Source organism: Salinimicrobium sp. TIG7-5_MAKvit (assembly GCF_049569215.1).
GTDB classification, from domain to species: Bacteria; Bacteroidota; Bacteroidia; order Flavobacteriales; family Flavobacteriaceae; genus Salinimicrobium; species Salinimicrobium profundisediminis.
Window position 1 is genome coordinate 164872 of record NZ_CP145903.1, and the last position, 12880, is coordinate 177751.

Annotated in this window: 13 protein-coding genes; 8 read left to right on the forward strand and 5 right to left on the reverse strand. The window is 41.1% G+C overall.

What is annotated here, in order from left to right; genetic code table 11:
* Positions 1 to 21: 21 nt before the first annotated feature.
* The 5 genes from V5739_RS00820 to V5739_RS00840 all read left to right on the forward strand — a co-directional run bounded on the left by V5739_RS00820 (position 22) and on the right by V5739_RS00840 (position 6597).
* The gene (locus V5739_RS00820; protein WP_423819269.1) at positions 22 to 969 is read left to right on the forward strand and encodes a DUF368 domain-containing protein; all 948 of its coding nucleotides are present in this window, start codon (positions 22 to 24) and stop codon (positions 967 to 969) included.
* Positions 947 to 1969, forward strand: a complete 1023-nt coding sequence (locus tag V5739_RS00825) for a DUF368 domain-containing protein (protein ID WP_423819270.1) — start codon at positions 947 to 949, stop codon at positions 1967 to 1969. Before V5739_RS00820 ends, V5739_RS00825 begins: the two co-directional genes overlap by 23 nt.
* Entirely contained in the window at positions 1962 to 2696 is a 735-nt protein-coding gene (locus tag V5739_RS00830) for a shikimate dehydrogenase family protein (RefSeq protein WP_423819271.1), read from the forward strand. The genes V5739_RS00825 and V5739_RS00830 overlap by 8 nt, the downstream gene beginning before the upstream one ends.
* A gap of 112 nt (positions 2697 to 2808) precedes the next feature.
* Positions 2809 to 5226 (forward strand): DUF349 domain-containing protein, encoded by a 2418-nt coding sequence (locus V5739_RS00835; protein WP_423819272.1) that lies wholly within the window; start codon positions 2809 to 2811, stop codon positions 5224 to 5226.
* Positions 5227 to 5400: 174 nt separating this feature from the next.
* Positions 5401 to 6597, forward strand: a complete 1197-nt coding sequence (locus V5739_RS00840; protein ID WP_423817920.1) for an IS256 family transposase — start codon at positions 5401 to 5403, stop codon at positions 6595 to 6597.
* Between the two features lie 102 nt (positions 6598 to 6699).
* Here V5739_RS00840 and mazG read toward each other — a convergent pair whose 3' ends face one another.
* From mazG to ruvX, 5 genes are all read right to left on the reverse strand, one after another.
* Positions 6700 to 7473 (reverse strand): nucleoside triphosphate pyrophosphohydrolase, encoded by a 774-nt coding sequence (gene mazG, locus V5739_RS00845; RefSeq protein ID WP_423819273.1) that lies wholly within the window; start codon positions 7471 to 7473, stop codon positions 6700 to 6702.
* 89 nt (positions 7474 to 7562) lie between these two features.
* Entirely contained in the window at positions 7563 to 8024 is a 462-nt protein-coding gene (locus V5739_RS00850; protein ID WP_423819274.1) for a DUF5606 domain-containing protein, read from the reverse strand.
* A gap of 57 nt (positions 8025 to 8081) precedes the next feature.
* Positions 8082 to 8672, reverse strand: coding sequence for a peptide deformylase (gene def / locus V5739_RS00855; protein ID WP_423819275.1), 591 nt, complete (start codon positions 8670 to 8672; stop codon positions 8082 to 8084).
* A gap of 58 nt (positions 8673 to 8730) precedes the next feature.
* Entirely contained in the window at positions 8731 to 9090 is a 360-nt protein-coding gene (locus V5739_RS00860; protein WP_423819276.1) for a four helix bundle protein, read from the reverse strand.
* A gap of 44 nt (positions 9091 to 9134) precedes the next feature.
* Positions 9135 to 9542 (reverse strand): Holliday junction resolvase RuvX, encoded by a 408-nt coding sequence (ruvX, locus tag V5739_RS00865; RefSeq protein ID WP_423819277.1) that lies wholly within the window; start codon positions 9540 to 9542, stop codon positions 9135 to 9137.
* A gap of 220 nt (positions 9543 to 9762) precedes the next feature.
* Here ruvX and V5739_RS00870 point away from each other — a divergent pair, with 220 nt between their 5' ends.
* The 3 genes from V5739_RS00870 (at position 9763) to V5739_RS00880 (ending at position 12787) form a co-directional block, all read left to right on the forward strand.
* Positions 9763 to 10578, forward strand: coding sequence for a 2,3,4,5-tetrahydropyridine-2,6-dicarboxylate N-succinyltransferase (locus V5739_RS00870; RefSeq protein WP_423819278.1), 816 nt, complete (start codon positions 9763 to 9765; stop codon positions 10576 to 10578).
* A gap of 89 nt (positions 10579 to 10667) precedes the next feature.
* Positions 10668 to 11726, forward strand: coding sequence for a glycosyltransferase family 9 protein (locus V5739_RS00875; protein WP_423819279.1), 1059 nt, complete (start codon positions 10668 to 10670; stop codon positions 11724 to 11726).
* A complete protein-coding gene (locus tag V5739_RS00880) occupies positions 11723 to 12787 on the forward strand; it encodes a UDP-N-acetylglucosamine 2-epimerase (RefSeq protein ID WP_423819280.1) in 1065 nt (354 codons plus the stop codon). Before V5739_RS00875 ends, V5739_RS00880 begins: the two co-directional genes overlap by 4 nt.
* Positions 12788 to 12880 lie beyond the last annotated feature (93 nt).

Consider the following 12880-nt stretch of genomic DNA (forward strand, 5'->3'; position numbering starts at 1 on the left):
TGCGCACTTCAAAACCAGACGATGCGACGAAGCTTTAAAGATTATCTTGTACTAACGGCAAAGGGAATGGCCATGGGAGCGGCCGATGTTGTTCCCGGGGTCTCCGGTGGTACCATAGCGTTTATTTCAGGGATTTATGAGGAGCTCATTTCTACCATTAGCGGGGTAAAAATTGGGCTGCTTTACACCTGGAAGAATGAGGGATTTAAAGCAATGTGGAAGGAATTTAACGGCAACTTTATCATTGCCCTTTTAGGCGGAATCCTGTTTAGCATCTTTACTGTGATGCGACTCACCAATTACTTGCTGGAGAACCATCCAATACTTATCTGGTCTTTCTTTTTTGGGCTGGTACTGGCAAGCATATACTACGTGGCAAAACAAATCGAAAAATGGACGTTTAACGTGTTTCTTTTTTTGGTAATAGGCGCAGGAGTAGCTTTCTATATCACCTCGCTGCCACCTTTAGCTGCAGCACCAAATGATCTTTACCTGTTCTTTGCAGGTGCCATTGCCATTTGTGCAATGATATTACCAGGAATTTCGGGAGCCTTTATCCTGGTGCTCCTTGGAGCATATAAAACCGTGAGTGAAGCAGCACATGAATTCGACTTAAAGATATTGGGCATAGTAGCTTTAGGCGCCGTGTTTGGATTACTTTCCTTTTCCCGGCTCCTCAAATGGCTCTTCCGCAATTACAGCACCCTAACCCTGGCAACATTAACTGGATTTATCGCCGGCTCTCTCAACAAGATTTGGCCGTGGAAGTTACAACTGGAAACCGCCCAGTATGGTGACAAGGTAATCACCCTAAGAGACGAATCTGTAATGCCATGGAATTTTGGTTCAGAGCCTCACACCTTTCAGGCCTTTATGCTCATGCTTGCAGGGTTTGCTCTTATTCTTATCTTAGAGGGCCTCGCAGAAAAAAAGCCGGTGCAGGACAATGCAGCAAACCCGAACGTTTAGCGATAAAATATTCCTGGTGATCAAGGGAGTCCTTATGGGGGCTGCCAATAAAGTTCCCGGCGTATCGGGCGGGATGGTGGCTTTTGTAGCCGGTTTTTATGAGGAATTTATTTTTTCCCTTCGCCGTGTCAACATCAATTCCCTGAAATTATTGATCAACGGAAGGTTTCGCAGCCTTTGGTATTACACCAACGGGCGCTTTCTTTCGCTGCTTGTTTTAGGAATGGTCATCAGCTATTTTTCCATTTCCCTGCTGTTAGATTACCTTATAACACATTACGAGCTTTACGTTTGGTCTTCTTTCTTCGGAATGATCCTGGGCTCCATTTATTACATAAGTAAGGATTTTGAAGAGTGGAACCGCCGCAACATTGGCTTTATGCTTCTTGGTATCATTGCAGGGGTGAGCATCAGCTTTTTAGAGCCGGCCGCGCAGAATGACAATCTCTGGTTTGTCTTTTTCTGCGGAATTGTAGGAGTTTCTGGAATGACACTCCCCGGGCTTTCAGGTTCTTTTATCCTTATTCTCCTGGGCAACTACGTGCTGCTGCTGGTAGATTCCGTCAATGCGCTGTACCTCACTTTGTCCGATCTCTTCAGGTTTGACCTTGGTTTTCTTGACGATCCCGAAAGATTGCGCCTGCTGCAGGTATTACTCGTATTTACGGCAGGATCTGTGGCCGGGCTCGTTTCCCTGTCTCACATCCTGGGATATTTGCTGAAGCACTTCAAAAATGCCACTTTTGCAGTGATTATTGGTTTTATCACCGGCTCCCTGGGAGTGGTGTGGCCATGGAAAGAAGCAGAATTCCGTAGAAATACTGAAGGTGTATTTTTGCTGGATCAAAACGGGAATAAGATCTTAGACAATTATGACAGGTACCTGCCGGCAATAAATGAACCCAGCACTTGGCTTGCAGTTTTTTTCATTGTTGCAGGAACCCTGCTGGTACTCTGGCTGGCCCTGGCCGAACTAAAAAATAAAAGATCCCATGCTTAAATTCGGACTCGTAGGACGTAATATTTCCTATTCTTTCTCACGGAAGTATTTTTCTGAAAAATTCACCAGTGAAGGCATAAACGCCACATATGAAAACTTTGACCTGCAGGACATCAACCAATTTCCTGAAGTGCTCGCCAAAAATCCGGAATTAAAAGGTCTTAACGTCACCATCCCATATAAGGAAGCCATTTTCCCTTTTTTGGATAGTCTTGATGTGACCGCTCAAAAAATAGGTGCCGTAAACACCATTAAAGTAGAGCGCAACGGGAGTCTTACCGGCTATAACACCGATTACTTCGGATTTTCAGAAGCCTTAAAACCCTTCCTGAAGCCAGATCACAAAAAAGCACTTATTTTGGGCACGGGTGGCGCCTCCAAGGCTGTTAATTACGCTTTGAATTCACTGGATATCACAACCCGCCTTGTCTCCCGCTCACCTTCCAAAAATGCCATTTCTTACCAGCAACTTTCCGAAGAGATACTTGAGGAACACACTGTCATTATAAACACCACGCCGCTTGGAACGCATCCAAAAGTAGAAGAATATCCGCCGCTCCCGGTAAATTACCTCAGTTCCAGGCACCTGTTATTCGACCTCATTTACAATCCGCCGCAAACGGCATTAATGAAGCTGGCTGCAGCCCGTGGAGCAACGGTTTTAAACGGGGAGAAAATGCTGGAACTTCAGGCGCTTAAGGCTTGGGAAATATGGAACCGGGACTAAAAGCCGGTCTTTAACTTTACATTTAGAAATAGCCGCAAACCCTTGTTAGGTACGTGGGGAGTTATTATCTTTCAGACTTATTACTGAATATTGAACCCTAACATTGAAAGATATGTCTGAGAAAGAAAAACTGTCAAACCAGGAACAACAGGAAAATCAAAACAAAGACCTGAATTCCCAGGCCCAAACCGGAGCCGAAAAGACAGAAAAAAATGCTGAAAAAGCTTCCGAAGAGAAAGAGGAGCGAGATTCCATTGCAGATGCTATGGTAGACGAGTCGAAAGCGAGTGAAGATAGAAGGAATGCCGAACCCGGCTCCTCTACCGAATCGTTTTTGGAAAGTGATGATGAGGGGGAAGAGCAGCCGGCTTCTCAGAAAAAAGAAACAACTACGCCAACTCCCAATAAAGCTGCTGATACTGCACAACCTTCAGAAGAAAAGGAAAGCAAAGATATTGAAGATGCTATGGTAGATGAAGCCAAATCGACCGAGGATAAAAAAGGTCTTGAGCCAGTTACCTCGCCCGAATCGGCTTTAGAAAGCGATCATGAAGATGAAGAGCCTTCGGCCAATGCAGAAGATAATACCGGGAAAACTTCCGAAGAAAAAACGGAAGTTAAAAATCCCTTTTTTGACACCTCAAGTCCGGAAACTTCCGAAGAGAAAGTTGAAGATTCTTCCGAAGAAAATGACGACACTAAAGACGACGAACAGCAGCAAAAGGCACCCAAAGATGCTCAAAGCGAAATGGATGATGCCGTTGCTGAAGACAGCGAAGACGAAGCCACTGCCGAGCGTCATGGCATAGAAAAGAAAGATTACCATGCCATGAGCAAGGAAGCCCTTGCCGATGAGCTGGAAAAACTCCTCAAAAACGAAAAAGTACAGGCAATTAAAGAGCACGTTGAAGAAATACGGGCTGAGTTTAATGCCAAACAAGACGAGGAAATTGAAGAGAAGAAAGAAGAATTTCTTGCCGATGGCGGGAATATTATTGACTTCCACTACTCTACCCCTTTAAAAAAGCGTTTTAATTCCCTGTATTTTGACTACAAGGAAAAAAGAAATAAACATTACCAGCAACTTAAGCAGGATCTTAACAAAAACCTGGAAAAAAGGCTGGAGATCATTGAAGAATTAAAGGGTTTGATTGATGTTGAAGAGAATATCAACACTACTTACAAACATTTTAAAGATTTGCAGGACCGTTGGAAAACGGCAGGATCAATCCCTCGCGATAAATACAACACGGTTTGGAATACCTATCACCACCACGTTGAGAACTTTTACGACTTTCTGCACCTTAACCGCGAGTTTAGAGATCTTGATTTCAAGCACAACCTTGAGCAGAAATTAAAGATCATTACCCGGGCCGAAGAGCTTACACAAGAGCCCGATACCAACCGTGCTTTTAGGGAGCTACAAATGCTGCACAAAATGTGGAAAGAAGATCTTGGCCCCGTAGAGAAAGAGTACAGGGAAGATATCTGGCAAAAATTCAGCGATGCCACCAAGCAGATTCATGACAAGAGACAGGAGTATTTTGCGCAGCTGGAAAAGGATTTTGAGAAAAACCTTGAGAAGAAGCAGCAAATCATTGATCAAATCAAAGGTATTGCTTCGGAAAAATATACGTCGCACAAACAATGGCAACAGAAGATTACTGAAGTTGAAGCCCTAAGGGAAGCATTCTTCAATGCAGGAAAGGTGCCGCGACACGTGAACGACGAGACCTGGAAGAAGTTCAAAGAGGCTGTACGCAGTTTTAACCGCAACAAGAACTCTTTTTACAAAAACCAGAAAAAAGAACAATACGACAATCTTGAGAAAAAGCAGGAACTGGTAAGGATTGCCGAAGAACATAAAGACAGCGAGGACTTTAAAGTCACCACGCCGCTTATGAAAAAAATCCAGACCGATTGGAAGAATATTGGCCATGTTCCCCGTAAAGACAGTGATAAGATCTGGAAAAAATTCAAAGCTGCCTGTAATCACTATTTTGACAGGCTTCACGCTTCCAGAAATGAGGAGAACAAAGAAGAAAATGAAGCTTTTGATCAAAAGAAAGACCTGCTTGAAAAGCTAAAGAATATTGAGCTTAGCGGCGATCGCAAAAAAGATCTTCCCACCATCAAAAACTTTATTGAAGAGTGGAAGAAACTGGGCCGGGTGCCACACAGCAAACGTTACATTGAAGGGAAGTTCAACAAAGCCCTTGACCAGGCTTTTGATAAGCTGGATTTAGATAAGAAACAGAGCGAAATGCTCAAGTACGAGAATAAAGTCCAGGCCCTCGAAAATTCTGATGATTCAAGAAAGCTAAACAACGAGCATTACTTCCTTACAAAGAAGATCGAGGAAACAAAAGCCGAAATAAGGCAGCTGGAAAACAACCTGCAGTTCTTCTCTAACGTTGATGATAAGAATCCGTTGGTACAGGAAGTTCACAAGAACATCCAGAATCACAAGGAGCAGCTTAAGATCTGGAAAGAAAAGCTTGAGAAAGTAAAGTCTCTTTACGACGAATAAAATTCTTTACCGGAAACATAAAAAACCCCTTAAAAATGACATTTTTGAGGGGTTTTTTATTGGAAATTATGGCACTATATTAAAAACTGTGTAAGTATTGAATAACGGGGTTTGTTAGCCCCGTTATTTTTTTAACCTTGCCTGCAAAATCCAGGCACTAATATTTACACATTGATGAAAAAAGAAGATCTATTCGATGATGAGTTTTTAAAACAGTTTAAATCCGGAGAAGAACTTAGCAGCTTTCTCAAGCAACTTCAAAAACGAGGATTGGAGAAAATACTTGAAGGTGAACTTGATGGCCATCTGGATTACGACAAGAACCAAAAGTCTGGATCTGGAAATACCAGGAACGGTTATTCTCAGAAAAAGGTTCGCAGCTCTTACGGTGAAGACACTATAAAGGTTCCCCGCGACCGTGATGGCTCTTTTAATCCCATGATCGTTCCCAAACGAAAAAACATGGTGGACGGGATTGAAAATGTTATTGTATCACTATATGCAAAGGGAATGAGCAATAGCGATATTGAGGAGCAAATCTCTGAGGTGTATGGTTTTGATGTCTCTACTTCTACTATATCCAGAATTACAGACAGAATCAGCAATGATATCGTAGCCTGGCAAAATCGTCCTTTAGAGCCTGTGTATCTGATCGTTTGGATGGACGGAATCGTATTCAAGGTTCGAGAGGACTCTAAGGTAGTCAACAAAACCATTTACATAGCTGTAGGCCTTAGAAGAGATGGTAAAAAGGAAGTTCTTGGCCTTTGGTTAGGAAAGAATGAATCTGCCGCCTTCTGGATGAGCGTATTGACCGATATGAAAGCCCGGGGAGTTGAGGACATTTTAATCACTGCCACTGATAATCTCAATGGATTTACGGATACCATTAAGAATGTTTTTCCACAGTCTAAAACTCAAATCTGTGTGGTTCACCAGATCAGAAACGCCTGTAGGTATGTAGTTTGGAAAGATAAAAAAGCCTTTACCAGGGATATGAAGTTGATATACGATGCACCTACCAAACAAGCCGCAGAAGCTGCCTTGGAAGATTTTGCCACCCAATGGAACTCTAAGTATTCTTATGCGATAAAAAGCTGGAGGGACAACTGGGAAGACCTTACCGTCTTTTATGAGTTCCCGCTGGAGATCAGGCGAATCATTTACACCACCAATCTTATTGAGAACCTGAATGGTAAGATCAGAAAGTACACTAAAAACAAATTATCCTTCCCAACCGATGATGCTGTAATGAAATCTGTATATTTGGCTCTGAGGGAAGCAACCAAAAAATGGTCTATGCCCATTAGAAATTGGGGAATCGTCCTCAATCAGTTCTTGACTATATACGAAGAAAGGGTTCAACTTTAGATAAAAAGTCAAACCCCTTTATTTAAAACTTACACACTTTACGGGATAGTGTCGAAATTATTGAATATTCAATAATCATTATAAAATATTCAATCGCAAAGCCTAGATTCTCTTCGCTTCTTCCCAGTAGACATCCATTTCGGCCAGCGTCATATCCTTAAGGCTCTTATCCTGTTCTTTTGCTTTGGCTTCGAGATACTGAAATCTCTTAATAAACTTCTTGTTGGTTCGCTCCAGTGCATCTTCAGGATTAACCTTTAAGAATCGGGCGTAATTGATCATGCTGAACATCACGTCGCCAAACTCCTCTTCTATTTTCTGCTGATCTTCAGAATTAATCTCGTGCTGCAGTTCCTCCAGTTCTTCCTGTAACTTTTCGAATACCTGCTGCGGTTCTTCCCAGTCAAAGCCTACACCCGCCACTTTATCCTGAATGCGACTTGCCTTCACAAGTGCCGGTAAAGACGCGGGAACCCCTTCTAAAACGCTTTTTTTGCCCTCTTTTAACTTCAGCTGTTCCCAGTTGCGTTTAACATCTTCCTCGTTATTTACTTTTGTATCGCTGTAGATATGAGGGTGTCGGCTTATTAATTTCTCACAAATGCTGTTGGCCACATCGGCAATATCAAAATCGTTAGTCTCGCTTCCTATTTTTGCATAAAATACAATGTGCAGTAAAAGATCACCCAGCTCCTTTTTTACCTCCTGCAAATCATTGTCGAGAATTGCATCTCCCAACTCGTATGTCTCTTCAATAGTGAGGTGCCGCAGGCTTTGTAAGGTTTGCTTTTTATCCCAGGGGCATTGTTCCCGTAGCTCGTCCATTATGGTGAGTAAGCGGTCAAAAGCTTTAAGCTGTTCTTGTCGTGAATTCATGATGTGATCTTTAAAGAAGGAAAAGTAAGTTTTAACCAAAGAAAAAACCAACTGAAATCAGTTGGTTTAAAAGAAATTTATTGTTGCGGCTATTCTTCTTCGCCGCCTGTATCTTTTGGAGTCTTTTCGGTTTCTGAGCTTTCTTCGGAAGCATTTTCGTCTCCTTTAGAAAAGTCTGTAATCCCTTTGCTCACCAACAGGTTATACCACTGAATGATCTTCTTAATATCGCTAATATAAACGCGGTCTTCGTCATAATCGGGCAGCACTTCGCTGAAGTATTCTTCCAGTTTGGCCTTAGATTCTTTATGACTTATAGCCTCTCCCCCATTTTCTTTATCATAGATCTTCTGAAATACCTCACGTAGAGGCACTTCTTCGCTGTAGGTATATATGGCAATCTCACTGAGAAGGCTCACATTGTGGCGCATGTTCACAGAGATCTTTTTTCCGTCTAACATAGATTCGGCTACAAATCCGCCCCGGGTTTGAGCCTTAAGTTCATACAATCCCGGTTTTCCCGAAATTGATAACACTTTATCTAACTTCATATTTATTTAAATTTTGGATCGCAAATATCTTACCTCCTGCCTAGAAAACAAAAATAATTAACGGCCTTTTTTTAATTCAGGAAACTTCATGCGGTAATCTACCTGTATCTTCCCTTTAGAGATATTGGTCAATTTGCCTTTTATAAGCCTCTTTTTGAGACTACTTAGCTTATCTGTGAACAGGATTCCTTCGATATGATCGTATTCATGCTGAATCACACGCGCAGCAAGCCCTTTATAGCTTTCGGTGTGCTTATTAAAATCTTCATCAAAATACTCGATAGTTATCTCAGGTTTTCTAAAGACATCTTCCCTAACATCAGGAATGCTGAGACAACCTTCATTAAAAGCCCATTCATCTCCTTTTTCTTCAAGAATTTTTGCATTGATGAATACTTTTTTAAGAGAAGCCAGTTCTTTTCTCTCTTCTTCAGAAAGATCTTCATCTTCGGCAAACGGAGAAGTATCTATCATAAATATACGAATAGGAAGCCCCACCTGTGGTGCAGCCAACCCTACGCCATAGGCGCCGTACATTGTCTCCCACATGTTCTCAATCAATTCTTTTAGTTTAGGATAATCGGCAGAAATATCTTTCGCTTTCTTTCTTAACACCGGATCTCCGTAAGCGGTTATTGGAAGTATCATGTTATTGTCTAAGGTATAATGTATATTGTATAATGTAACTCTATCGTTTTTCTGTGCCTCAGGATCTCTCCTGCGACTTAACAGCGGTCTTTCTCGAAGCAATAAAAATTGCAGTCAATTGCCTTGCCTCTTCTAAAACAGGCTCATATGTTCCTTCCGTTAGAATATTCTCCTCTACGAGAAATTCAATCCAAAAAATACACTCGTCAGCTTCTTCTATTACTATACTTAATTTAGAAATAAAAGATCGTTTTGTTTGTCCCAGATTGGCTGCACGATAATTTGCAGCCACAGAGGTTGATGCCCTTATCAATTGCTTCTGTACATGATCCTGCAGAACTCCTTTAGGAAAAGAAAGAGCCAGTTTAACACATTTATGTGCAAAATTATTAGAACGTTTTCTAAGGTCTCTTTCCATATCAACTCTAAATTAATTCTTATTCCTTATTCCTTACCCCTTAATCATTTATAAAGGTAGCTTTGCAAAATAATTGTCGCGCTTATTTCGTCTACAAGGGCTTTGTTTTGCCTTTGCTTCTTTTTGAGTCCGCTGTCAATCATTGACTGGAAAGCCATTTTGGAGGTAAAACGTTCGTCTACTCTTTCGAGCTTCATTTCGGGAAAAATTTCCCTGAACTTCTTCAGGAATTCCTGGATATTAACTTCGCTTTGCGAGGCCGTACTGTCCATTTGTTTTGGTTCACCCAGCAAAACAAGCTCAACATTTTCTTCGGAAAAATATTTTTTCAGAAAAATTAAAAGTTCAGATGTGGGAACAGTGGTGAGTCCCGAGGCTATAATCTTTAGCTCATCAGAAACGGCAACCCCCGTGCGTTTGGTACCATAATCAAGTGCGAGTATCCTTCCCATAATTCAGCTGCAAAGATACGTCTTAATTCGAGAACCCAAAAACAAGTCAATACCCGCCACACAGCTAAAGGCTTCGGCTAATTCAAGTTAAATGTATTACCTTCGCACCGCTAAAAGCCGGCACAAAAAAATCTTTCAAAAATGCCATTTTTGACAGATATTTCTACCGGAATTTGATTCTGGATTGTGCAAATGATTTAAAACAGGAAAAATACTGAGCATGGAACATTTAAAAGACATCATAGAAAAAGCCTGGGACGACAGGGAACTTCTAAATACATCTGAAACCACCAACGCCATAAGAGAGGTAATTGAACTTTTGGACAACGGGAAACTACGTGTTGCCGAACCCACAGCCGAAGGATGGCAGGTAAACGAATGGGTAAAGAAAGCTGTTGTGCTGTATTTCCCTATTCAGAAGATGGAGACTTTAGAAGCAGGTATCTTTGAATATCACGATAAAATCCCCCTTAAAAAAGGATACAAGGAAAAAGGGATACGCGTGGTGCCAAACGCAGTAGCCCGCCATGGAGCATACATTTCAAGCGGTGTGATCATGATGCCAAGCTATGTGAATATTGGAGCCTATGTTGATGAAGGCACTATGGTTGACACCTGGGCAACAGTAGGCAGCTGCGCCCAGATTGGAAAGAACGTACATTTGAGTGGCGGGGTTGGTATTGGAGGTGTTCTGGAACCATTACAGGCCGCCCCGGTAATCATCGAAGATAATGCCTTTTTAGGATCCAGAAGTATCGTGGTTGAAGGTGTAAAGGTCGAAAAAGAAGCTGTTTTGGGTGCCAATGTAGTTCTTACCGCCTCTACAAAAATTATTGATGTTACCGGCGATGAACCTGTTGAGATGAAAGGTATTGTACCTGCCCGTTCGGTGGTAATACCCGGAAGCTACACTAAAAAGTTCCCTGCCGGAGAATACCAGGTGCCATGTGCCCTGATCATTGGGAAAAGAAAAGAAAGCACCAACAAAAAAACTTCTCTTAACGATGCACTAAGAGAACACAATGTGGCTGTATAGCTCACTTTTTCATTCTGGTGGAAAGAACATATTCGGTCTGTGTCAGTAAAGGAATTCTCTCCTGTGGAGGGATTAGTTAAATGAAGGTATTGATCATACAGCAAAAAATGATTGGGGATGTACTTACATCCTCAATCTTATTTGAAGCCCTTCACAAGAAGTTCCCAAAAGCAGAACTTCATTACCTCATTCAGCCTCACACCTTACCGGTTGTTGAGAACAATCCTTATATTGACAAATTCATTATTTATAATTCGGGGCTTAATAAGAACCCCTTAAAGTTTCTACAGTTTGTAGATCGCATCAGGCAAGAAGAATACACCCATGTCATCGATATATATTCCAAGATAAGTACGGGAATAATTTCCTTATTATCGGGAGCCATCAGCAGGCTGAGTTATCATAAGAAATATACCAGTCCTTTTTACTCCCAAACCTTTCAGAATATAAAAAACCCGTCTACCTGTGCCGGGCTGGCTATAGAAAACAGAATGCAGTTTTTACAGGCCTTTCATACTGATTTTCCTATGCATGCCCGTCCCAAAATATACCTGGAAAAGCTTCAGAAAGAAAAAGCTGCTACTCATCTTGAACAAGGCGGAATTTGTCATAGTAATCCTCTTATTATGTGTGGGATTTTAGGAAGCTCCGGCAACAAGAGCTATCCTCCTGCTTATATGTCCAAACTTCTCGATACCGTGGCAAACCAGGTAAAGGATAGTCAGATTTTATTTAATTATTCTCCATCACAGGAAAAAGAAGCTATTGGTATCTATAACCTATGCTCTGAAACCACCAGGTCCAGGATTTTTTTCAAGCTATACGCCAGGGAACTGGCAGATTATATTTCAAATTGTGCCAACTGTGATATTTTCATAGGAAATGAAGGTGGAGCAGCTAATATTGCCAAAGCACTGGCAGTCCCTACTTTTTCTATACATTCCCCTTCTATAAAAAAGAATTACTGGGGAATTTACTGTGATGACAGAGATAAAGTTTCTGTTCATCTGGAAGATTATGAGCCCAGCCTTTTTCAGAATAAAAAAGAAAAGAAAATTAGGGCAAAAAACCTGAAATACTATAAAGTGTTTAGACCCGAATTAATACAACCAAAGCTGGAATCCTTTCTTAAAAACCTCGACCTATGAATTATCGCTTCCTAATCTACATTAGCTATTCATACGCATTTCCCATTGGAGAGCCACTGGAGAAAGAAATTTTAGCACGTGGATATGAGGTAAAATGGTTTGCCGACCGGGAAGAGACCCGAGAAAAAATCAGCAGTGAAAAACAAGCACTTGATAACATTAAAGAGGTTATTGATTATCAACCTCACGTGGTTCTAAGTATCACTAATACCATTGCCGATTTTATTCCAGGACTAAAAGTTCAGGTGTTTCATGGCTTTGAAACCAGCAAAAGAAACTTTAAAAAAGGACATTTTAGGATAAGAGGTTTTTTTGATCTTTACTGTACACACGGGCCTTCAACCACTCAAATATTTTTAGAACTGCAAAAAAAACATAAACACTTCGAGGTACGCGAGACAGGTTGGCCCAAACTGGATCCTCTTTTTCCTGTACATGATGAACCCAGGGAAAAACCGTGTATTCTGGTTGCCTCAACATTTACCGAACGACTTAGCCTCGCCTATAATGATGATGTAGTCAAAGAAATTACGCGACTTTCAAAAAGGGGAGAATGGGAGTTTAAGGTAGTACTACATCCAAAATTACCTGAAGAAATCGTTAATAAATTTCGGAAAATTCAGAATGAAAATCTCACCTATTATGAAACCACTAACCTAATTCCTCTCTTTAAGGAAGCAGATGTGTTGCTTGCAGATTCTACCTCGGTCATTACAGAGTTCTTACTGCAGGAAAAACCGGTGGTTACCTTTAGAAATTCTAAACCCGGACCACAGCTCATTAATGTTACTGAAGTAAGGGATGTGGAAGTTGCTCTTACCGAAGCTCTCGACCCACAAGTACAGCTTCTGGAAAACATCAAGGAATTTAATCAGAGTGTGCATCCATATAAAGATGGAATGTCTAGCAAAAGACTAATTGATGCCTGCCTGGAATTTCTTCACGCAGACAAAACAGAACTTAAGCCGAAGCCCTGGAACCTTGTAAGGAAATTTAAAGAACGAAGAAAGCTTAGTTATTTTCCACTTAAAACATATCGGAGACCCCCAACCATTAAATAACACCAACTAATTATACTTTTTTTACTATTATTTTGATTTTCATGATTTTAGTATACCTATAACCCTGATCTATAAAGATTATCCATAATTTTG